The sequence below is a fragment of the Bradyrhizobium sp. YCK136 genome (assembly GCF_044570075.1).
Taxonomy (GTDB): Bacteria; Pseudomonadota; Alphaproteobacteria; order Rhizobiales; family Xanthobacteraceae; genus Bradyrhizobium; species Bradyrhizobium diazoefficiens.
Window position 1 is genome coordinate 3,552,761 of record NZ_CP172424.1, and the last position, 19,928, is coordinate 3,572,688.

Below are 19,928 nucleotides of genomic sequence, written 5' to 3' on the forward strand. Positions count from 1 at the left end.
TTGCAGGCAGCACACGGAAATACCGGCCGGCGCAATATCGGGACTATCGGTTCGATGCCGATGGAGTGGTCGCCGCCACGCGCGTCAGCGCCAGCGCCGGCGTCGCCGACATCTTCACCAGCACGTCCTTGAGCGGATACTGCGTCCACGCGCGGTTCACGTAGTCGCGATGGGTGATGCCGTCACCGGTTTCGACGAACACCACGCTGCCGGGACGCAAGGGGCCGTCCATGTCCTCGGAGACGCTGATGCCCTTCTGCCTGAGCATGCTCATCAGCTCGCGGTCGCGCCGCGCCGTGTAGTGAGTGTAGGAGCTGACGAAGAAGCCCGAGCGGTGGCTCGCGATCCAGGAGGCGAACTTGTCCATTTCGCCATAGACGGCGTCGAGCAGCACGACGCCGCGGACGCGGTCGCTGATGCCCCCGACCTCGAGGCTCCAGGCCGTCGGCAGGAAGCCGCCGCTATAGCCGACGATGACGATCGGCATATTGGCGAACGCGCGCGCGCTGTTGGGATCGCCGGTGAGGCGGGCGAGGTGGCTGGCCGATTCATCCATGAAGCGCTTGAGGCCGCCCGCCTGCCAGAATTTTCCGGCGCTGGAATCGGCGGCGTCGACGGCCATCTGCGGCGCAAGCAGGACGGCATTGGCGCCGGAATCGGTAATCTGCTGCGGCACCAGCTGCCGGTCGCGCACATCGCGCTCGAGCGTCGCGCCATTGCCGTGGAAGAACACCACGATCACGCCCGGCTTGCGGGCGTCGAAATGCTCGGGGACGTGCACCAGCACGCGGCTGTCGCTGTAGGTCTCGTCCTGCCAGTAGACGCGCCCCGAATAGCTGCGGTGGCCGCGGCGGTCACCCTTGGAGATGTTGAGGAACGGCGCGTCGGAGGCAGGGTTGTTGCCGAAATAGGGGAAGGCCGACGACTTCATGCTGACGAGCGTCGTCAGGTCTTCGCGGGGCGGACGCTGGTAGGGCGCCTGCGGTGCGAGCGAAGCGACCTTGTAGGGTGCCTGCTCCGGCTGCGGCTGCTGCTGTACGGCGCGCTTGGGCGAGAAGTCCGACATCTGCCGTTGCAGGAAGCTCTCGCCCACCGAGGGGAAGCGCTCCTTGAACTGCGGGGCAGGGAAGCGATCCTCGAGCGTGTCGCCGCTCGCAACTTGCGGATTGGTCTTGGCGACGACCTGGACATTGGCCTGCGAGTTGGCTGCGAGCGCCGTCGGATTCGGCGCTTGGCCGCATTGAACCAGCGTGAGCGACAGCGGCACCAAGGCTGAGATCATGCCGATCCGGAGCGCACGACCGCGCCGATCGGACGGCGTCCGATCGGCACGAATGTCAGCTCTCGTTTTCGGAACGGCCCCGACCATCCACCCATGACCCCAAGTCATGACCACAAGCCCAGCGGCAATCTTGAGATAATTGAGCCGACTGGCGTTTAGGTGACGTTAAGTGTCCGGAGAAACTTCCCCACATCCGGAACGCTCAAAAGGACCACGCAATCGTGTCGTGATTGTGGGGATCGGAAACGGGATTCTCCGGTGTTTGCGCAGCTTTATCGCCTAGGACCGTGCTAAGAAGGTGCCGTGATACCTATTTCCCTTGCCTCATTTAACCCTTGTTAACCCTGCTTGAATTGACTGGATCAAACTGCACGATGCTTCCCACGAGACGTGAGGCCTGAGGTTAAGGACCCCGATGACGGCATCAGATGCGGGTACTGCGCCCTGGACTGGCCGGTTGACCGGAAGAGGGGCGGGTGTCTCCGTTCTGGTCGCAACCGCCATCGTCGTTGCCGACATGATCGGGGTCGGCGTCTTCACCAGCCTCGGCTTCCAGGTCAAGGACATCCCGTCCGGCTTCTCGATCCTGCTGCTGTGGAGCGTCGGCGGCATCGTCGCACTGTGCGGGGTGTTCTCCTACAGCGAGCTCGGCGCGATGTTTCCGCGCTCGAGCGGCGAATACAATTTCCTCGGCCGTGCCTATCATCCCGCCTTCGGCTTTCTCGCCGGCTGGGTCTCGGCGACGGTCGGCTTTGCCGCGCCGGTTGCACTCGCCGCGATGGCCTTCGGCGAATATGCCAAGTCGGTCGTCCCCGACCTGCCGCCGATTCCGCTCGCCATCGGCGTGGTGTGGCTGGTCTCGCTCGTGCAACTGACCGGCGTCAGGCACTCCTCGACCTTCCAGCTGATCTCGACCATCCTGAAGGTCGTGCTGATCGTCGCCTTCCTGGTCGCCGGCTTCATCATCGGCGTGCCGCAGCCGATCGCCTTCACGCCGCAGCCGGGCGACCTCGCGCATATCGTCAGCGCGCCCTTCCCGATAGGCCTCGTCTTCGTGATGTACTCGTTCTCGGGCTGGAATGCGGCGACCTATATCATCGGCGAGATGAACATGCCGCAGCAGAACCTGCCGCGCGCGCTGCTAGCGGGCACGCTGATCGTGCTCGTGCTGTATGTCGCATTGAATGCGGTGTTTCTCTACTCCACGCCGGTCGGCGCGCTCGCCGGCCAGCTCGATGTCGCCAGTGTCGCCGGCAGCGCCATCTTCGGCAGCCTCGGCGGCCGGATCGTCGGCGCCATGATCTGCGTCGGCCTGATCTCCTCGATCAGCGCGATGATGTGGATCGGTCCGCGCGTGATGATGACGATGGGGGAGGACATTCCGGCGCTGCGCGTGTTCTCGCGCAAGTCGACGAGCGGCGCGCCGGCCTATGCCATCCTGTTTCAGCTCGCGGTCGCGACCCTGCTGCTGTTCACGCGCAGTTTCGAGGCGGTGCTCGACTTCATCCAGTTCGCGCTCTTGTTCTGCTCGTTCTTCACGGTCGCCGGCGTGATCAAGCTGCGCATCACCGATCCTGACCTGCCGCGGCCCTATCGCGCCTGGGGATACCCCTTCACCCCCCTCGTTTTCCTGCTCGTGACCGCGTTCATGATGTACTACCTCTTGACCGAGCGGCCGGTGCAGTCGCTGTCGGGGATGCTCGTCATGCTCTCGGGCCTGTTGATTTATGCTGTTTTCCGCAGGCGGCCGGTCGCCGCTGGCACGTCACACAATCGCGAATAGACATGTTTCGACCCTTGAGAATTGCGGCTGTCGCTGTTGCCCTCCTGGCTGCGGCCGTCTCGTCCGTGCGGGCCGCCGACGTCACCTTCGACGACACCGCGCGCTTCCTTGCGGGCATGCAGCCATCGGCGGACTCGCCGCTGGTGGCGCTGACCAGAGACCCGTCCTGGCAGCATCACGCAAAATTCTTCGACGGCGCCTTTGCCCAGCTCGAGCAGCGGCAGCTCTCGAAGATCCGCACCTGGTCCGACGTCAACCTGGCCGCGCCCAGGCCGACCATGTTCTACATGTTCAGCGGCCCGGACTTCCTCTACGCCGACGCCTTCTATTCCAAGGCCAGCACCTACGTGCTCGGTGCACTGGAGCCGGTTGGCGCCGTGCCCGACCTGACGCGGCTGCCGCGCGGTTCGGTCGGCGCCGCGCTCTACAATGTCGAACGCTCGCTCGGCTCGATCCTGAGCTTCTCCTTCTTCATCACCAAGCAGATGAAGGTCGACCTGCACGCCAACCAGGTCAACGGCACCTTGCCGATCCTCTATGTCTTCCTCGCCCGCTCCGGCAAGACCATCCGCAACGTCGAGATGATTGCGCTCGACGACAAGGGCGGGATTCACGCGGGCAACGACAATCCGGGACCGAACGCGACGCGCGGCGTCCGCATCACCTTCGCCGGCAGCGATGGTGAAGTGCGCACGCTGTATTATTTCTCCACCGATCTCTCCAATCCCGGCGCGCGCGCGGCTGGATTCCTGAAGTTCTGCGAGACGCTCGGGCCCGGCAACAGCCTGCTCAAGAGCGCGTCCTATCTCTTGCACTCTGGCAACTTCACCGTCGTCCGCGACTGGCTACTGGCCAACAGCGCCACCATCATCCAGGACGATTCCGGCATTCCGCTCGCGAACTACAATGCGCGGCAATGGCGGTTCTTCCCGTTCGGCCGCTACCTCGGACCGATCGCCGAATTCCCCGGCCGTTACCAGGAGCGCTATGCCGAACTGTTCGCGCGCGCCCAGCCGATCGATTTCGGCGTCGGTTATCGCTGGCGCACGCATGAATCGAATCTGCTGCTGTCGGTGAAGGTGCCGGGAAGCGACACCGCGCCGGGGGCGGAGACCACCTCGTCCGCTGAACCGACGCCAAAGCCACCGCGCCCGAAGCGGCCGCGTCCGCCCGAATCCGTCCCGCCGTCCGGGCGTTTCTTCTGGTTCCGCTAGGCTATTTGCCGAAGTCCGGGGTTACGTCGTCGCGTTCTGGGCGACAACGACCAGAACCTCCGCCTTCTGCCGGCCGAGGCTCCGGACCTCGTGCGGCGTCTCGCCCGAAAAATACAGACAATCGCCCTTGCCGAGGACGAGCTCTTCGCCGTCGAGCTTGATCGCAATTTTCCCGTTGACGACGAAGAGCAGCTCCTCGCCGGCATGCGAGGCGCGCGTCGCCGATTTGTGCGGCGGGCTGAGGAGGAACGGCTCCATCATCTTGCGGGTGCGGCCGGTTGCCAGCGGCACCACGCCAAAGGTGTCCTGGAACAGCGGGACATTGCCGCCTTCGCGGCGGAACAGCGTGTAGCGCGGCGCGGGCTCGGCGTTCGGGTCGAAGAAGTTCGCGACGTTGACCTCGAGGGCGGCGGCCATCCGCAGCAGCGCGGCGAGCGAGGGGATCTTGAGGTTGCGCTCGACCAGCGAAATGTAGCCGCGCGTGAGATCGCTCTGCCTGGCAAGCTGGTCCAGCGTCAGGCCCTTGGCAATCCGCGCCTGGCGGATATTGGCCCCGACCGCTGTCGCTTTGCTGACGTCAAGCACGCATGAGTCTCCTGAACTGCTGATGCCTCTTTTGCATCAGATGTCGCCGAACTGCCAGCCCGGTGGCGCGCGCAGGGCAGTTCCGGGGACGTGCCAGGTGTATTCCAAAGGAAAACTATCGCGCGGAAATTTCGAGCAGCGCCGCGGATATTGTGGGCATGAAAGCTGGTATATCGCGAAAATCAGCCGAAAAATGGTGCAATGGATGCGCTCTGCCGCGATCGGCGGCATTTGCCGCGTTCCGCGGCGTTGATTTCCAACAGTAAACATGGTCGATTTTACCGCCGCGGCTGCCGATGGGCTCCGCGACAGAACCAACTGCTTTTCCCAGGCGCCGGTACCTTTTGGAGAGATCGATGACCGTAGCAGACGACGTAACCCTGAGCGTAGCGCCGGACGAGGCGGCGAGCTTGCGACGGATCGTGTGGTCGAGCGTGATCGGCACCGCGGTCGAATGGTACGATTTCCTCATCTACGGCACGGCGACCGCGCTGGTGTTCAACAAGGTCTTCTTCGCGGCCGGCAATCCCACGCTCGCCACCATCGCCGCCTTCGGCACCTATGCGGTCGGCTTTTTGGCGCGGCCGCTGGGCGCTGCGATCTTCGGCCATTACGGCGACCGGGTCGGCCGCAAGGCGATGCTCGCGATCACGATCATGGTGATGGGCATCGGCACCTTCCTGATCGGATTGCTGCCGACCTACCAGCAGATCGGCATCGCCGCGCCGCTGCTGCTGATCGGCCTGCGTTTCCTCCAGGGCATCGGTCTCGGCGGCGAGTGGGGCGGGGCGGTGCTGATGGTGGTGGAGAACTGCCCGACCCACCGCCGCGGCCTGCTGGCAGCATGGTGCAGGTCGGCAACCCCATCGGCAATCTCGCCGCGATCGGCATGTTTGCGCTGGTGGCGAGCCTGCCGGAAAGCGACTTCATGGCTTACGGCTGGCGCATTCCGTTCCTGATCTCGATCCTCCTGGTCGGCGTCGGGCTCTACATCCGCCTCAACATGGAAGAGACCGCGGCCTTCCGTCAGGTCCAGGCCAAGAAGGACGTCGCAAGCATGCCGCTGGTCGAGATCTTCAGGCATCACCGCAGGCCGTTCTTCACCGCGGTTGGTCTGAAGATCTCCGAGATCGCCTATGCCAGCATCGGCGGGGTGTTCGTGATGTCCTACGCCACGGCTAATCTCGGCCTGTCGCGCACGGTGGTGCTGAACGGCGCGTTCGCCGCATCGCTGGTCGCGCTGCTCGCCATTCCCTTGTTCGGCTGGCTGTCCGACCTCGTCGGCCGCAAGACGATGTTCTACGCGAGCTGCCTGTTCTCGGCGCTGTTTGCCTTTCCGCTGTTCTGGCTGCTCAACACCCGCGATCCCGCCGTCGTCATCTGCACCATCGTGGTCGCGATCACCTTCGGCCAGATGGTGATGTTCGGCATCGGCGCGCCCTGGTACTCCGAGCTGTTCTCCGCGCGGCTGCGTTACAGCGGCGCCTCGCTCGGATTTCAGGTTGGCGCGGCCCTGAGCGGCGGGTTGACGCCGCTGATCGCGGCGTCGCTGATGGCCTGGAGCGGCGGCGCAACCTGGCCGGTCTCGCTGCTGCTGATCGCCTGCGCGGCCATCACGGCAACTGCGACCACGTTCGCGCCGGAAATGGCGAACAAGGAACTGACCTGATCCCGCGGCGCGCCGCTGCCGGCGGCGCGCCAACGCCTCTCACAAGGATTTTGTCATGCTCGACACCATCAGCGCCGGCTCGGCGCAGACGACAACGCAGCTCGGCTGGACCGGCGTGGTGCGCTTCCTCCATCTTGCCCCGCGTGCGTTCCTGCCGATGCGCGCAGTGGAAACGATCACGCTCGTCGCAGGCCGGGGGATCGGGGGCGACCGCTACATGATCGGCAACGAGGAGGGTTTTTATTCGCACAAGCCGGAAGAAGGCCGGCAGGTCACCCTGTTCGAGCTCGAGACGCTGGTCGCGCTCAAGCGTGATGCCGGCATCGAGCTCGGCCCGGAGGAGCATCGGCGCAACGTCACGGTCGAAGGCGTGCCGCTGAACCATCTGGTCGGCCGCCGCTTCTGGCTCGGGGAAACCCTGCTGGAAGCAACCCGGCTGTCGGTGCCGTGCCGGCATATCGAGGAGATCACCGGCAAGGCCATCTTCGATCCCCTCATCAATCGCTCCGGCCTGAACTGCAAGATCCTGCAAGGCGGCATCGTCAAGGTCGGCGATACCGTGCGGAACGCGGCATGAAGGTGCGTCCGATCACGACGATCAAGACGATCGTCACCGGCATCGAGGAGGCGGGGGCAGGCACAAAACTGTTCACGCTGGCCGACCCCGATCGCTGGGAGCTGCCGCCCTTCAAGCCCGGCGCGCATATCGACCTGCATCTGCCGAACGGACTTGTCCGCACCTACTCACTGTGCAACGAGCCCGCCGACAATGCGCGCTATGTTGTTGCGGTCAAGCGTGAGGCTGATGGGCGTGGCGGTTCGCGCGCGCTTCACGATGAGGTCGGTATTGGCGACGTGATCGGCGTCTCGTTGCCGCGCGGCGGGCTCGATCCCGGTGCAGGCATTGCGCGCCATTTGTTCATCGCGGGCGGCATCGGCGTGACGCCGTTCCTGTCGATGGCGCGGCACCTCGTGCAGACGGGCGATGCCGGCTTCGTGCTGCATCTGATCGTGCGCGAGGAGGTGCCGCTCGCCGCGCATCTCGCGCCACTGATCGACGCGGGCCGTGTCGTCGTGCACTGCACGTCCCGGGCCGGGCGTCCTGATCTCGCTGCGCTCATCGGGGAGGGCGGGGCGGACACGCTGGTCGCCTGTTGCGGGCCGGAAGGCATGACTGAGGATTTCGAGCAGGTCACCGCAGGCTGGCCAGCCGCCAATGTCCATATCGAGCGTTTCGTCGCGCCGCCGCCGGTCATCGATCCGGACACAAAGCCCTTCACGCTGTCACTGGCGCGCTCGGGCGCCGAGATCCAGGTCCGCGCCGGCCAGACCATGCTGGCCGCGTTGCAGGAAGGAGGCATCGACATCGCAACCTCCTGCTGCGGGGGCATCTGCGGCGCCTGCAAGGTCGGATGGATCGAGGGCAAGCCCGTGCACCGCGACCGCATCCTGTCGCCATATGAGCGCGAGCGCTATCTCATGGTTTGCGTCGCCGGATCAGACGCGGAGCGGCTGGTGCTGGATCTCTGAGCTACCAGTGCACGCTCTGGCTCGGCACGATGAACGCCGTGTTGCTGGGCGGCGTGGCCAAGCTTGTCGCCAGATACCAGCCGGAGCCGAGCACGAGCGCCAGCAGGGCGACCATGGCGAGCACATCGATTGTTCTTGGATCGTGCCCCCTTGGACTGAATTTGGGATGCGGACCAAGTCTGAAGTGAAGATGAGGGCTGATTTTCCAGCGCATTGTTGTTTCCTCCCGCGGGAGCATCAAAACAACGCGAGGAGAAAGTTCCGGTTCCACTCAGGGCAGCGATGCGCAAGCACCGCAACAAACTTAGGGTGCGTTGACGCCGCGCCAGCGGCCGTAGCGCCAGGGCAGATACCAGCGTGCGTCTTGCGGCGCGGCGAGGGGCACGTTGTCGATGCCCGACGTGCCGAACGGATTGCAGCGAAGCAGGCGCGCGAGCGTCATCCAGCCACCGGCCCAGAGCCCGAAACGTTCGATCGCCTCGTCGCCGTAGACGGAGCAGGTCGGCAAATGCCGGCAGTTGTAGCCGACCAGCGGCGAGAGTGTATGGCGGTAGAGCCAGATCAGCGCGCGACCGAATCTGCGCAGGAGGCGAAGCGCGCCCTCGACGGGAGTGGAACAATGCTCGCAGGCTGAATGCTTCATGTGCGCTTTGCTGCGACGTTAAGCGAGGTGTTGCGCGGTTCCCGAGCAGGGAACAGCAAGCTGTTGTGTGCGCGCCATATTTTACGTGCTTTTTGGGAGCAGTGCAGCAAGTACCTGTGGACGATCTGTATTCCCCCGGATACCATTTTTATGACGCCCGAGTGTAGAAACATACGCCTGTATGATGGACTCAGAGGGCGCTACCGGGGATTGTTGGGGGACCTTTGGGGCTTGGGGAAGGAACCAGATTGAGACTTCTGAACTCCCTTGATCGTCGCGGCTGGTTGGTGCTTGGGGCCGCCGCATTCGGCATCGCCCTGACCGGAGCTGTCGCTACGACCGGCACCAAGGCTCACGCTGGCGCGGCCCTCGAAGAGCGCAAGCTGCCGATGAAGTTCAGCTGGGTCGCCTGCGAGCCGAACTGCCGCGGCTGGGTCAGTGCGGTTGGCATCATCACCGCCGATACGCCTAAGGACTTTGAGGAGTTTTCGCGCGGGCGCCAGCTCGGCGGCGCCACTGTCGTGCTCGATTCCAGCGGCGGTTCGGTCAACGACGCGATCACGCTCGGCAGGCGCTTCCGCAATCTCGGGCTTTTGACCACGGTCGGCATCAGCGTTCAGAACCGCGGCGGGCAGTCGGCCCGTCCGGCGGTCGCGCCCGAGGCCTATTGCGAATCCATGTGCGTGTTCCTGCTGCTGGCCGGCAAGAAGCGCTACGTGCCGGACGCCGCCCATGTCCGCGTCCACCAGATCTGGATGGGCGATCGCGCCGACGATGCCAAGGCGGCGAACTACAGCGCGCAGGACCTGATGATCGTGGAACGCGACATCGGCCGGCTCGCCAAATACACCTTCGACATGGGCGGCGTCGGCGATCTTTTGTCGCTCGCGCTCAGCGTCCCGCCCTGGGAAGATCTGCATGAGCTGGACACCGGAGAGCTCAAGCTCACCAATCTCGTGACGACGGATCTGGTGGCCGACGTGCTGCCGCATGTGGACGTCACAGCGCCGGCCATGGCGGAGCTGGCGCCGAAGACGCAGGCCAGGTTCGGTGTGGAACCGGAGCAGCCGGCCAAGTCGACCAAGACGGCGGAAGCCGTGGTGCCGACGGGTGGGGTGGCGACGCCAAGCGCGGCCTCGCCGAAGTAGGATCTTAAATCTTGGCAGTCCATTCCGGGGCGCGCGTAGCGCGAACCCGGAATCTCGCGCTGTAATCTCCGGATTCCGGGTTCGTCGCTTTGCGACGCCCCGGAATGACGCGGGCGGTTCAGCCCTGCGCCGTTGCCGGCTGCTTCGCCTTGGCCTCGATCTGACCGATGGCATCGACGACGGCATCGAAGGTCAGGAGCGTCGAGGCATGTCGCGCCTTGTAGTCGCGCACCGGCTCGAGGAACTTGATCTCTTCCCATTTGCCTTCAGGAGGCGCGCCGTTCTCCTTGAGCATCTTGCGAACGGTTTCGCGTAACTCACGGAGTTCACTCGCGGTCGAGCCGACGACGTGACTTGCCATGATGGATGAGGAGGCCTGTCCGAGCGCACAGGCCTTCACGTCATGGGCGAAGTCGGTGACGGTGTCGCCGTTCATCTTGAGATCGACCTTCACGGTCGAGCCGCACAATTTGGAGTGGGCGGTCGCGGTGGCATCGGGGGCGGACAGCCGCCCGAGGCGCGGAATATTCCCGGCCAACTCGATGATCCGCTTGTTATAAATGTCGTTCAGCATGTGATGGAGTCCAACACTTCCGCACCGGATCGGCCTTGGCGGGCGCCGTCCAGGGTCCTATATAGGGTCGGAACGGGTGGAAAAACAGTCCAGCGGCCCGGCAGTGGTGATCCAGGACCACGCGGGCGACGTCAGAGATTGCGGACCTTTTTCGCCAAAACTGTAGTCTTCAGGCGTCCGGCGGCTTGCCGCCCCGTCTGCCGGTGACACTCCGGCCGCAAGGCCGTCGAACGGAGTCGATATGGACGCTACGATCAAATCCATCCGCCCGAGCAAGCCCTCCGACCGGCAGCCCGAGAGCCGCCCGGCCGAGCTTGACCCTGCCGAATTCCTCGCGGCCGCCGTCCGCGCCGACCAGCCGCGCCCCGCGCGCGCGCAGGCGGAAGCGGCGGTGAAGACGCTGCTGGCCTATATCGGCGAGAACACCGAGCGCGAGGGTCTCTTGGACACGCCGCGCCGCGTGGTCGAGGCCTTCGACGAGCTCTATCAGGGCTACCACCAATGCCCGGCCGAGGTGCTCGACCGCACCTTTGGCGAGACCGCCGGCTATGACGACTTCGTGCTGGTGCGCGATATCGAGTTCACCTCGCAGTGCGAGCACCACATGATGCCGTTCTACGGCAAGGCGCACATCGCCTATACGCCGGTGGAGCGCGTCGTCGGCCTGTCGAAGCTTGCCCGCCTGACGGATATCTTCGCCCGCAGGCTCCAGACCCAGGAGCATCTGACGGCGCAGATTGCCGCGGCCATCGACGAGGTCCTGAAGCCCCGCGGCGTTGCCGTGCTGATCGAGGCCGAGCATACCTGCATGTCGGTGCGCGGCGTCGCCAAGCATGGCGCTTCCACGTTCACCAGCCGCTTTACCGGCATGTTCCGCGACAATCCGGCGGAGCAGGCCCGTTTCCTGTCCCTGGTGCGAGGCACGCGCTGACCTCGCGAGTTGACTGGCGAGGTTCCTGTGTCCGCTCACTCCCATGAGATCGAGGAAGGGATATCCTTCCAGCCGCGCTTCGACGCAAGCGGCCTCGTGACATGCGTGGCGACCGACGTCGCCACCGGCGACGTGCTCATGGTCGCCCACATGAACGACGAGGCACTGCGCAAGACGATCGCGACCGGCGAGGCCTGGTACTTCAGCCGCTCGCGCAATGCCTTGTGGCGAAAAGGTGAGACATCGGGTCAGACCCAGCGCGTGGTCGAGATGCGTACCGATTGCGACCAGGACGCGGTCTGGATCCGCGTCGAGCAGATCGGCGCGGCCTGCCACACCGGCCGCCGGTCCTGCTTCTACCGCAAGGTCGAGGCCGAGGACGGGGGAGCGAAACTGGTCTTTGTCGACGCCGACAGGCTGTTCGATCCGGACGCGGTCTACAAGAAGTAGCCCCTCTGTCATTCCGGGGCGTGCGCAGCACGAACCCGGAATCCATCGTGCGGCATCACGCGGGGTTGGATCGATTCCGGGCTCATCGCTTCGCGATGCCCCGGAATGACTTGGGGAGGGGGGCGATCCCCGAATTAACCCCGCATTAACCATACCTGTCTCACGGTGAGACGACAGGACGCCGAATTGCCGGCGTCGCTCAACGCCGCGCGGGGCGGGCACTTCATCATGTCGGTCGACAATTCCAGTGCCTCTCAGACGGCGGTTCTCGATCCGTCGCGGGCGCGTGTCGCCGGTGCGATCAAGCAGGCCTCGAACGTCAGTGGCGTCAGCTTCCAATACATGCTGACCACCGCAAAGATGGAATCGGATTTCGATCCGACGGCGGGGGCCACGACATCGTCCGCGCACGGGCTTTACCAGTTCATCGACCAGACCTGGCTCGGCACGGTGAAGGAGGCGGGGACCCAGCTCGGCTATGGCAACTACGCCGACGCCATCACCAGGACCTCGTCGGGCACCTACACCGTCGACGATCCCGTGACGAAGCGGTCGATCATGAAGCTGCGCGACGACCCGGAGGCTGCCTCGAGCATGGCGGCGGCGCTGACGCAGTCGAACAGCTTCAAGCTCACCGGTCTGCTCGGCCGCAGGCCGTCCGACAGCGAACTCTACATGGCGCATTTCATGGGCGTCGGCGGCGCCGCAAAACTGATCGCCAATGCCGAGGACAATCCGCAAGCGGTCGGCGCGCGGCTGTTTCCCAACGCGGCATCCGCCAACCGTTCGATCTTCTACGCCAGGGATGGCCGCGCCCGCAGTGTCTCCGAAGTCTATTCGGTGCTGGACGCGCGCTATGCGAGCGCTGCAAATTCGAAGACCACGCGCAGCGCGATGGCGATGTATGGCGCCACGCCGTCGACGACGCAGGTCGCGAGTGCAAATGCCGTGCTGCCCACCACGCCGGTGATCGACAACGCCGCTTATCTCCAGACCTTTCCGGATGCGCGCGGCGTGACGCCGGTGAGCGCGACATCCTCGACGACAGTCGCGGACAATGCACCGGTCGCGCCGGCCTTCCGTTCAATCTATCAGCCCGGCGATGCCACGCAGCCGGTCTCGACGACGGTGCAGAAATTGTGGGGCAACAACGCCTCGCTCACCTCGGTCGCGCCCGCGACCTCGGTCGCATCGGCGACGCCGGATGTGCGGCCGCCGCAGCCGCTCGATCTCTTCAGCGATCGCAGCGGCACGTTCTCGAGCTGACATTTCGCCTTTCGCGTCCGGGGCACGTCAACAGGCCGCCTTGGTTCCCTTAACAAAACGTCAATAAAACCAGCCAGTTATGGTGAACGCTTTGTTAAGCGTCGTGGTTTATTTTGTGTTGCAGGTGACGAGCCGTCACCATTTTCGTTTGTTGTGTAAGCCGGAAGCAGCATGATTGTTCGGCAGTTCATCAATTGGATCAGGACGGCGCCCGCCGGTGAGCGGGCCGAGGCAACACGGGCACTGGCCCGGGCCTGGCTGATCTCAGACTTGTCCCATGACGATCGCGTCGCCGCCGAAGGCGCGCTTCTGATGCTGCTCGACGATCCCTCGCCGCTGGTGCGGCAGGCGATGGCGGAGGCCTTTGCGCGCAGCACGGATGCCCCGGCGGCGATCGTGCGGGCGCTGTCGGCGGACCAGCCGACCGTCGCGCTGCCCGTGCTCGAGCATTCTCCGCTGCTGATCGATGCCGATCTCGTCGACATCGTCGCAACCGGCAACGACGAGGTGCAGTGCGCGGTCGCGCGCCGCATCGCGCTGCCGGTGTCGGTCTGCGCCGCCATCGCCGAAGTCGGCTGCGCGGCGGCAGCGCTCGAGCTGATCGAGAATTCCCACGCCGAGCTCGCGCCGTTCTCCTGGAACCGCATCGTCGAGCGCCACGGCCATCTCGCCGCGATCCGCGAGGCGATGCTGGTGCTGGAGGATCTGCCGGCCGCAACGCGCGCGGCGCTGGTGGCAAAGCTCTCCGAGACGCTGGCGCAATTCGTCGTCGCGCGGAACTGGCTGAGTGCCGATCGCGCCGACCGCATCACCATCGAGGCGCGCGACCGCTCCACCATCACCATCGCGGCGCGCTCGCGCGGCGAGGACATGCAGGGGCTGGTGCATCATTTGCGCGTCACCGGCCAGCTGACCGCGGGCCTGATCCTGCGCGCGCTGCTGTCGAGCAATCTCGACCTGTTCGACGCCGCGCTGGCTGAACTCGCCGATTTGCCGCTGGCGCGCGTCACCGCGCTGCTGCACGACCGCGGCGGCAACAGCCTGCACGCGCTGCTCCGCCGCGCCGGGCTTCCCGAGGCGACGTTTGCGGCGTTCCAGGTGGCGCTCGATGCCTGCCACGAGCAGGGCTTCGTCGACAGCGACGACGGCGCGGTGCGGCTGCGCCGGCGCATGGTCGAGCGCGTGCTCACCCATTGCGAGACCGACCGCGGCGCCACCGAGCCGCTGATGGTCCTGCTCCGCCGCTTCGCCACCGAATCTGCGCGCGAAGAGGCAAGGCTGTTCTGCGACGAGCTGGTCGCGGACGACACGGTCGATCCGGTTTATGACGATCTGATCGCCGCGTAGAGACGCCGTAGGGTGGGCAAAGGCGCGTAGCGCCGTGCCCACCATCTCTCCACGCAGCTCATGTTGATTGGGGGGCACGCTTCGCTTTGCCCATCCTTCGTTCTGGTCGTGTCGATGGAGCAGCCTGAGGCCCCGTCATTGCTTCGCTGAGCTCGCAATAACAAGACGCGAGAGTGTTTACTCCGCCGGCACGATGCTCGGCGCCAGGATCACCTCAAGGTGCTCGGGGCGGTCGCGGTTGACGTCGGCGAGGTAGTCGTCGGCGACCTTGCGCAGGCGCCGGCTGAGCTCGGCGGAGACGCTGATGCTGTCGAGCTTGGTGTTCTCGTGCACGATGGCCAGGATGGCGTTGATATGGTGCGTGAACAGCTCGGCCGGCACCCTTTCGAGATCGGGCGCGTGCTCGATGACGCGGCACAGGCTCTCGGCGACGCCCGCCGCGGCCGGGTAGCCGAATGTCGCAGCGTCGCCCTTGATGTCGTGTGCGGCGCGGAACAGCTCGTCGCGCCTGTCCTTGGTGAAGCCGTCATGGCGGATGGCGACGTAGGCGGCGGACAGGCGGTTGACCTCTGTCGTCATCCAGTCCTTGAACTCGCCGGCGAGGCCGGCGAGCGCCTGCTCGGCGCGGCTGACCGGGTCGTCCAGGTCCTTTTCTTCGACACGACGCAGAACCCTGCGCAGCGGATTGGGCTGCGTGATGATTTGATGCGTGGCGAAGGCCGTGACCTCGATGTCCTTTGCGCTGTTCTTCGCCATGATACCTGCCTCGCGTGAGACGTTGCGCTAGATGGAGGAGCGGGCCTTGTCGAGCAGCGAGGGCTGCTGCAGCACCTCGTGCTTTTCGCCGACACGGCGCTCAGGGCCCATATAGGCGGAGTTGGTGTTGCGGCGCCGGTCCGGACCGAAATAGGTCTTGGTCTTGATGAAGGGCCGGGGATTGGCGACCACGTTGAGGATGCGCTGATAGAGCCCCTTGGCCGAGATCGGCTTGGCCAGGAATTCGGTGACGCCGGCATCGCGCGCGACCGTGACGCGGCGCTTCTCGGAATGGCCGGTCAGCATGATGATCGGCGCGTAAGGATTGCCCTTGGATTCCGGCTGCCGGATCATCTGCGCGAGCTCGAGCCCGTCGAAGATCGGCATCGCCCAGTCGGTGATGACGATGTCGGGCACGTAGTGGCTGTACATTTCCAGCGCCGTGGCGCCGTCCTCGGCCTCGTAAACTTCGCGCGCGCCGAAGGAATGCAGCAGCGTCCGCAGGATGCGGCGCATGTGCGGATTGTCGTCGCAGACGAGGAAGCGCAGCTTGTTGAAATCGATGCGGAACATGACGCCTGGGCCAGAGCGGTCAACCTTCGTTAACCATATCGTGGCGGGGGTTAACGAAGGGTTGCGACCGGGCGTCCCAAAGCGCCGGTCAAGGCGCCGGGCAGGGGGCTCAGTACCCGAACTGCTCGCGCAAAATACGCTCTTCCAGGCTGTGGCCGGGGTCGAACAGCATGCGCATCGAGATGGTCTTGTCGGACAGCACCTCGACGCGGCGGACGTCGCGCACCTCATCGTGGTCGGCGACCGCGGCGACGGGGCGCTTGTCGCCCTCCAGCACCTCGATCACGACATAGGCCGTGTTGGGCAGCAGCGCGCCGCGCCAGCGGCGGGGGCGGAAGGCGCTGATCGGGGTCAGCGCCAGCAGCGCGGCGTTGATCGGCAGGATCGGTCCCTGGGCGGACAGGTTGTAGGCGGTCGAGCCTGCCGGCGTCGCCACCATGATGCCGTCGGCGATCAGCTCGGGCATCCGCTCGCGCTCGTCGATCAGGATCCGCAAGCGTGCCGCCTGGTAGGTCTGACGGAACAGCGCGACCTCGTTGATAGCGTGGTGCAGGTGGACGCGGTCGTTGACGTCGGTCGCGCGCATCAGCAGCGGATTGATCTCGGACTCCTGTGCCGCCTCGAGCCGCGCACGCAAATCGTGCGTCGAGTATTCGTTCATCAGGAAGCCGACCGTGCCGCGGTGCATGCCGTAGATCGGCTTTCCCGTGTGCATGTTCTGGTGCAGCGTCTGGAGCATCAACCCGTCGCCGCCGAGCGCGACCACGATGTCGGCTTCGTTCGGGTCGCAATTGCCATAATCGCTGGTGAGCTGGCCGAAGGCGGCCTGCGCCTCGCTGCTCGGGCTGGCGACGAAGGCGATCCGGTCGTAGCGCGCTGGCTTGATCATGGCTTCCGGGCAGGGCCGCTGGCTCGAGTAAGTTCCGCCGGGCTCGTCTATACACCCGGGCCTGCATTGTCGAGGATGACCGCCCTTCAAGGCAAACGGGCGGCTGCCGATTCGGGACGAAACCGGGTCGTTTCGAGCCCGATCGGCCTCCTTGGGCGCCCTCGAGTCCACAATCCCCCAAACCGTCGCAATTTTGCGCTAGTCTTTTGGGCTCGCCGGGCTCTCACAGCCGGCAGGGAGAACGATCATGACCACGAGTTTGCCGAGCCGCGCGATCCTGGTGCTGGCGGTGTCGGCCTTCGCGCTTGCGGGCCTTGCGCGTGCGGACGATCCGCCGCAGCCGCGATCTGAGACGGCGGCGCCGGCCGGACAGAAAGGCGGACGCGGCGGCGGCACGCAAAGCGCGCCGCAAGCTTCGCCGTCGGCCGCCGAGCCGCACCGTCTTCCCTCGGATTCGACCACGAAGCAGACGCTCGATCTGCCCGGTCGCACGCTCAACTTCGCCGCAACCGCCGGCTCGATCCGCGTGTTCGATGGCAAGGGCGAGCCGCTGGCCGACATCGCCTACACATCCTATGAGCTCGACGGTTCAGACCGCGCGACGCGTCCCGTGACGTTCCTGTTCAACGGCGGACCCGGCGCGTCCTCGGCATGGCTGCAGTTCGGCGCTGCGGGCCCGTGGCGGCTGCCGCTCGATGGCGAAGCCCTTTCGCCATCGGCCTCGCCCGAGGTGAAGCCGAACGCGGAGACCTGGCTTGATTTCACCGATCTCGTCTTCATCGATCCCGTCGGCACCGGCTACAGCCGGTTCGTTGCGACCGGCGAGGACGCGCGCAAGTCCTTCTATTCCGTCGACGGTGACGTCAATGCGATCGCGCTGGTGATCCGCCGCTGGCTCGAGAGGCATGACCGGCTGGTCTCGCCGAAATACGTTGCAGGCGAGAGTTATGGCGGCATTCGCGGGCCGAAGGTGGTGCGCCAGCTGCAGATCCAGCACGGCGTCGGCGTCAGGGGATTGATCCTGGTGTCGCCGCTGCTCGACTTCCGCGAGTTCACCGGCACCAGCCTCCTGCAATATGTCGCAACGCTGCCGAGCTATGTGGCGGTGGCGCGCGAGGCCAAAGGACCGATCAAGCGCGCCGATCTCGCCGACGTGGAGGCTTACGCGCGCGGCGAATTCCTGGCCGACCTCGTCAAGGGCGAGGCCGACAAGGAGGCCACCAATCGCCTTGCCGACAAGGTCGCCGAGCTCACCGGCATCGACCGGGCGGTGAGCCGCAGGCTCGCCGGCCGCTTCGACATCGGTGAATTCCGCCGCGAGTTCGACCGCAAGAACGGCAAGGTGACGGGACGCTACGATGCCTCGGTCCGCGGCCTCGATCCCTACCCGGATTCGGGCAATTCGCGTTTCGGCGATCCCTCGGGCGACGCGCTCCAGGCGCCGTTGACGAGCGCCGCGGTGGACGTCCTGACACGCAAGCTCAACTGGCGGCCGGACGGCTCCTATGAAGTCCTCAACGGCGCCGTCGAGGGGCAGTGGGATTTCGGCCGCGGCATCAACCCGCCGCAGTCGGTGTCGGATCTGCGGCAGGTCCTCGCCGCCGACGCGAAGCTGAACGTGCTGGTCGCGCATGGCCTGTTCGATCTCGCCACGCCCTATTTCGGATCCAAGCGGGTGCTCGACCAGTTGCCGGCCTTCGCGACGCAGCGGATCAAGTTCGTCGTCTATCCCGGCGGCCACATGTTCTATTCGCGCGACGGCTCGCGGCAGGCGCTTCGTGGCGAGGTCGAGGGATTGATCAGGGAGTAGGCCGACGCTTGCGCGGTGGATATTGGCGCGCGATCTCGCGGGCGACGACGCTCGCAGGCTTGACGTTGGCGCCGGCGAGCCAGATGTCGCTGACCTTGCCGCGAGCATCGCGGACGCGGCGCACCGGCTCGCCATGACTTGAATGGCCGGCGGCGGCGGCAATCCTGCCGGTATCGCGGCCGGTCACCTCGATCTCGCCGGCATCCATGAACGGATTGTTGAACTGCGGGTTGGCGATGAGCACACGGTCGCCCATCGGCACGAGGTCAGTCGCGCCCCAGATCGTCCACCAGCGGCCGGTCCAGTCGCTTACGCGCCGGTCGGGTGCGCCGCGGGTCTTGAACGTTCGCAGGATCTGCATCGCGCCGTCCATCCAGAACGGCGCAGCGCCGTCGATGGAGTTGCTGATGATGCTGATCGCGAGCTCGCAGGCGGGAATGGCGCAGGTCCGCGAGATATAGCCCTGGAAGTGACCGCCATGGCCGAGCCAGTCCCAGCCGTCGAGCTTGCCGGCGCCGATGCCCAAGCCGTAATAGGCCTCGAAACTCTGCGGGATACGCCAATGATGTCGTGTCATCTCGCGGCGGCTGGCGACCGACAGCACGCTCTTTCTTGCGTTGGGCGCGAGCTGCGCGAAGAAACGCGCCGTATCGGCGGCGGTGGCGGCGAAGCCCGTGGCGGACGCCATCGCATGTGTGGGATTGTCGCCGGGGATCACGCAGCGCTCGCCCAGCGGCACTTTTCGCGTGTGACCGCGTGCGAACGCCGCACCTTTGGGGAGCAGCGCGTCCGGCTCGGTCTCGCGCAAACCCGCGGGTTCGATGATCTCGCGCTTGATCCAGGCGGTGTAGGGCTCCTTCGTCACCGCTTCGATCACGAGACCGAGCAGGCCAAAGCCGTGATTGGAATATTTGAAGCGCGTGCCGGGCTCGATCGCGGTCGGTAGCTTCAGCTCCGCGAGCAACTCCTCCGCGTTCAGATACGGACGACGATCGATGAACTGTCCGGAATCGGCGCCGTCGCGCGTCAGCCCGGCGCGGTGCGAGAGCAGTTGCGCGATCGTGGTCTCGGCGACGCGCGGATGCAGGCCGCCGACATACTGCCCAACGGAATCGTCGAGTCGAAGCTTGCGCTGCTCGCGCAGCTTCATGATGCCAGCCGAGGTAAAACTCTTGGAGTGCGAGGCGATGCGGAAGCGGTGGCGCGGCGTGAGCTTTTCGCCGGTGTCGAGATTGGCAACGCCAAATGCATGCTCGGCGACGACCTCGCCGCGATGGGCGAATGCGACGATGACGCCCGGCTGCTGGATTGTCGTCTGCTGGAATTCGATCCAGGAGCTGATGTAGTCGATCGCGGATCGCAGCCACGTGTCCATTGCGCACCGATTTGCGAGGGAAGGATTGGTGCGCGAGGCTAGCCGAGAAAGCAGAACCGGCACAACCCCTAGGTTGTGCCGGTTCGCGTCGTTCGGAAACGGG

The 19,928-nt window shown here is 65.4% G+C and carries 20 protein-coding genes and 1 pseudogene; 11 read left to right on the forward strand and 10 right to left on the reverse strand.

Annotated elements, in window-relative coordinates; genetic code table 11:
- Positions 1–43: 43 nt before the first annotated feature.
- A complete protein-coding gene (locus tag ACFLEY_RS16785; protein ID WP_211433593.1) occupies positions 44–1,369 on the reverse strand; it encodes an alpha/beta hydrolase in 1,326 nt (441 codons plus the stop codon).
- A gap of 328 nt (positions 1,370–1,697) precedes the next feature.
- On the opposite strand from ACFLEY_RS16785, the gene ACFLEY_RS16790 reads away from it, so the two are divergent.
- Positions 1,698–3,065, forward strand: coding sequence for an amino acid permease (locus ACFLEY_RS16790; protein ID WP_060908032.1), 1,368 nt, complete (start codon positions 1,698–1,700; stop codon positions 3,063–3,065).
- A 2-nt stretch (positions 3,066–3,067) separates the two neighbouring features.
- The gene (locus ACFLEY_RS16795) at positions 3,068–4,279 is read left to right on the forward strand and encodes a hypothetical protein (protein WP_011088279.1); all 1,212 of its coding nucleotides are present in this window, start codon (positions 3,068–3,070) and stop codon (positions 4,277–4,279) included.
- Between the two features lie 21 nt (positions 4,280–4,300).
- Here the strand turns inward: ACFLEY_RS16795 and ACFLEY_RS16800 are convergent, their stop codons facing one another.
- The gene (locus ACFLEY_RS16800) at positions 4,301–4,864 is read right to left on the reverse strand and encodes a helix-turn-helix domain-containing protein (protein WP_027549058.1); all 564 of its coding nucleotides are present in this window, start codon (positions 4,862–4,864) and stop codon (positions 4,301–4,303) included.
- 36 nt (positions 4,865–4,900) lie between these two features.
- Complete coding sequence (locus ACFLEY_RS16805; RefSeq protein WP_396604700.1) at positions 4,901–5,095, reverse strand: hypothetical protein; 195 nt, start codon at positions 5,093–5,095, stop codon at positions 4,901–4,903.
- Between the two features lie 125 nt (positions 5,096–5,220).
- Between ACFLEY_RS16805 and ACFLEY_RS16810 the strand changes: the two are divergent.
- The 3 genes and pseudogenes from ACFLEY_RS16810 (at position 5,221) to ACFLEY_RS16820 (ending at position 8,063) form a co-directional block, all read left to right on the forward strand.
- Positions 5,221–6,533 (forward strand): annotated as a pseudogene (locus ACFLEY_RS16810) (MFS transporter).
- A 55-nt stretch (positions 6,534–6,588) separates the two neighbouring features.
- Positions 6,589–7,110: an MOSC domain-containing protein gene (locus tag ACFLEY_RS16815; RefSeq protein WP_011088276.1), complete on the forward strand. Its 522-nt coding sequence runs from the start codon at positions 6,589–6,591 to the stop codon at positions 7,108–7,110.
- Complete coding sequence (locus ACFLEY_RS16820; protein ID WP_060908030.1) at positions 7,107–8,063, forward strand: PDR/VanB family oxidoreductase; 957 nt, start codon at positions 7,107–7,109, stop codon at positions 8,061–8,063. The genes ACFLEY_RS16815 and ACFLEY_RS16820 overlap by 4 nt, the downstream gene beginning before the upstream one ends.
- Before the next feature lies 1 nt (position 8,064).
- Here ACFLEY_RS16820 and ACFLEY_RS16825 read toward each other — a convergent pair whose 3' ends face one another.
- Together ACFLEY_RS16825 and yidD are read right to left on the reverse strand one after the other, a co-directional pair.
- Positions 8,065–8,277 (reverse strand): hypothetical protein, encoded by a 213-nt coding sequence (locus ACFLEY_RS16825; protein WP_038967523.1) that lies wholly within the window; start codon positions 8,275–8,277, stop codon positions 8,065–8,067.
- Positions 8,278–8,367: 90 nt separating this feature from the next.
- Entirely contained in the window at positions 8,368–8,706 is a 339-nt protein-coding gene (gene yidD / locus ACFLEY_RS16830; RefSeq protein ID WP_060908029.1) for a membrane protein insertion efficiency factor YidD, read from the reverse strand.
- Positions 8,707–8,954: 248 nt separating this feature from the next.
- Here yidD and ACFLEY_RS16835 point away from each other — a divergent pair, with 248 nt between their 5' ends.
- Positions 8,955–9,854 carry a hypothetical protein gene (locus ACFLEY_RS16835; protein WP_060908028.1) on the forward strand — a complete coding sequence of 300 codons (900 nt, stop codon included), beginning with the start codon at positions 8,955–8,957 and terminating at the stop codon, positions 9,852–9,854.
- A gap of 118 nt (positions 9,855–9,972) precedes the next feature.
- Here the strand turns inward: ACFLEY_RS16835 and ACFLEY_RS16840 are convergent, their stop codons facing one another.
- A complete protein-coding gene (locus tag ACFLEY_RS16840; RefSeq protein WP_060908027.1) occupies positions 9,973–10,428 on the reverse strand; it encodes an iron-sulfur cluster assembly scaffold protein in 456 nt (151 codons plus the stop codon).
- A 241-nt stretch (positions 10,429–10,669) separates the two neighbouring features.
- Between ACFLEY_RS16840 and folE the strand changes: the two genes are divergently transcribed.
- The 4 genes from folE to ACFLEY_RS16860 all read left to right on the forward strand — a co-directional run bounded on the left by folE (position 10,670) and on the right by ACFLEY_RS16860 (position 14,422).
- Positions 10,670–11,359 carry a GTP cyclohydrolase I FolE gene (gene folE, locus ACFLEY_RS16845; RefSeq protein ID WP_011088270.1) on the forward strand — a complete coding sequence of 230 codons (690 nt, stop codon included), beginning with the start codon at positions 10,670–10,672 and terminating at the stop codon, positions 11,357–11,359.
- A 27-nt stretch (positions 11,360–11,386) separates the two neighbouring features.
- Positions 11,387–11,809 carry a phosphoribosyl-AMP cyclohydrolase gene (hisI, locus tag ACFLEY_RS16850; RefSeq protein ID WP_060908026.1) on the forward strand — a complete coding sequence of 141 codons (423 nt, stop codon included), beginning with the start codon at positions 11,387–11,389 and terminating at the stop codon, positions 11,807–11,809.
- A 186-nt stretch (positions 11,810–11,995) separates the two neighbouring features.
- Entirely contained in the window at positions 11,996–13,075 is a 1,080-nt protein-coding gene (locus tag ACFLEY_RS16855) for a transglycosylase (RefSeq protein WP_060912593.1), read from the forward strand.
- Between the two features lie 171 nt (positions 13,076–13,246).
- On the forward strand, positions 13,247–14,422 hold the full coding sequence (locus ACFLEY_RS16860) for a DUF2336 domain-containing protein (protein WP_211433595.1): 1,176 nt from the start codon (positions 13,247–13,249) through the stop codon (positions 14,420–14,422).
- Between the two features lie 177 nt (positions 14,423–14,599).
- Here the strand turns inward: ACFLEY_RS16860 and ACFLEY_RS16865 are convergent, their stop codons facing one another.
- The 3 genes from ACFLEY_RS16865 to ACFLEY_RS16875 all read right to left on the reverse strand — a co-directional run bounded on the left by ACFLEY_RS16865 (position 14,600) and on the right by ACFLEY_RS16875 (position 16,640).
- The gene (locus tag ACFLEY_RS16865; protein WP_011088266.1) at positions 14,600–15,178 is read right to left on the reverse strand and encodes an Hpt domain-containing protein; all 579 of its coding nucleotides are present in this window, start codon (positions 15,176–15,178) and stop codon (positions 14,600–14,602) included.
- A gap of 27 nt (positions 15,179–15,205) precedes the next feature.
- Complete coding sequence (locus tag ACFLEY_RS16870) at positions 15,206–15,751, reverse strand: response regulator (RefSeq protein WP_008549760.1); 546 nt, start codon at positions 15,749–15,751, stop codon at positions 15,206–15,208.
- Positions 15,752–15,860: 109 nt separating this feature from the next.
- Complete coding sequence (locus tag ACFLEY_RS16875) at positions 15,861–16,640, reverse strand: NAD kinase (protein WP_060908024.1); 780 nt, start codon at positions 16,638–16,640, stop codon at positions 15,861–15,863.
- A 247-nt stretch (positions 16,641–16,887) separates the two neighbouring features.
- Here ACFLEY_RS16875 and ACFLEY_RS16880 point away from each other — a divergent pair, with 247 nt between their 5' ends.
- Positions 16,888–18,450: a S10 family peptidase gene (locus tag ACFLEY_RS16880; protein WP_060908023.1), complete on the forward strand. Its 1,563-nt coding sequence runs from the start codon at positions 16,888–16,890 to the stop codon at positions 18,448–18,450.
- Here the strand turns inward: ACFLEY_RS16880 and ACFLEY_RS16885 are convergent.
- Positions 18,440–19,825 carry a serine hydrolase domain-containing protein gene (locus ACFLEY_RS16885; protein WP_396604701.1) on the reverse strand — a complete coding sequence of 462 codons (1,386 nt, stop codon included), beginning with the start codon at positions 19,823–19,825 and terminating at the stop codon, positions 18,440–18,442. The two genes, ACFLEY_RS16880 and ACFLEY_RS16885, sit on opposite strands and share 11 nt — an antisense overlap.
- Positions 19,826–19,928: the final 103 nt, after the last annotated feature.

Excerpts from the sequence above, each read along its gene's own strand:
- ACFLEY_RS16785 (WP_211433593.1), bottom strand. The coding sequence starts at position 1,369 with ATGGTCGGGGCCGTTCCGAAAACGAGAGCTGACATTCGTGCCGATCGG.
- ACFLEY_RS16790 (WP_060908032.1), top strand. The coding sequence starts at position 1,698 with ATGACGGCATCAGATGCGGGTACTGCGCCCTGGACTGGCCGGTTGACC.
- ACFLEY_RS16795 (WP_011088279.1), top strand. The coding sequence starts at position 3,068 with ATGTTTCGACCCTTGAGAATTGCGGCTGTCGCTGTTGCCCTCCTGGCT.
- ACFLEY_RS16805 (WP_396604700.1), bottom strand. The coding sequence starts at position 5,095 with ATGCCGCCGATCGCGGCAGAGCGCATCCATTGCACCATTTTTCGGCTG.
- ACFLEY_RS16815 (WP_011088276.1), top strand. The coding sequence starts at position 6,589 with ATGCTCGACACCATCAGCGCCGGCTCGGCGCAGACGACAACGCAGCTC.
- ACFLEY_RS16820 (WP_060908030.1), top strand. The coding sequence starts at position 7,107 with ATGAAGGTGCGTCCGATCACGACGATCAAGACGATCGTCACCGGCATC.
- ACFLEY_RS16825 (WP_038967523.1), bottom strand. The coding sequence starts at position 8,277 with ATGCGCTGGAAAATCAGCCCTCATCTTCACTTCAGACTTGGTCCGCAT.
- yidD (WP_060908029.1), bottom strand. The coding sequence starts at position 8,706 with ATGAAGCATTCAGCCTGCGAGCATTGTTCCACTCCCGTCGAGGGCGCG.
- ACFLEY_RS16840 (WP_060908027.1), bottom strand. The coding sequence starts at position 10,428 with ATGCTGAACGACATTTATAACAAGCGGATCATCGAGTTGGCCGGGAAT.
- folE (WP_011088270.1), top strand. The coding sequence starts at position 10,670 with ATGGACGCTACGATCAAATCCATCCGCCCGAGCAAGCCCTCCGACCGG.
- ACFLEY_RS16860 (WP_211433595.1), top strand. The coding sequence starts at position 13,247 with ATGATTGTTCGGCAGTTCATCAATTGGATCAGGACGGCGCCCGCCGGT.
- ACFLEY_RS16865 (WP_011088266.1), bottom strand. The coding sequence starts at position 15,178 with ATGGCGAAGAACAGCGCAAAGGACATCGAGGTCACGGCCTTCGCCACG.
- ACFLEY_RS16870 (WP_008549760.1), bottom strand. The coding sequence starts at position 15,751 with ATGTTCCGCATCGATTTCAACAAGCTGCGCTTCCTCGTCTGCGACGAC.
- ACFLEY_RS16875 (WP_060908024.1), bottom strand. The coding sequence starts at position 16,640 with ATGATCAAGCCAGCGCGCTACGACCGGATCGCCTTCGTCGCCAGCCCG.
- ACFLEY_RS16880 (WP_060908023.1), top strand. The coding sequence starts at position 16,888 with ATGACCACGAGTTTGCCGAGCCGCGCGATCCTGGTGCTGGCGGTGTCG.
- ACFLEY_RS16885 (WP_396604701.1), bottom strand. The coding sequence starts at position 19,825 with ATGGACACGTGGCTGCGATCCGCGATCGACTACATCAGCTCCTGGATC.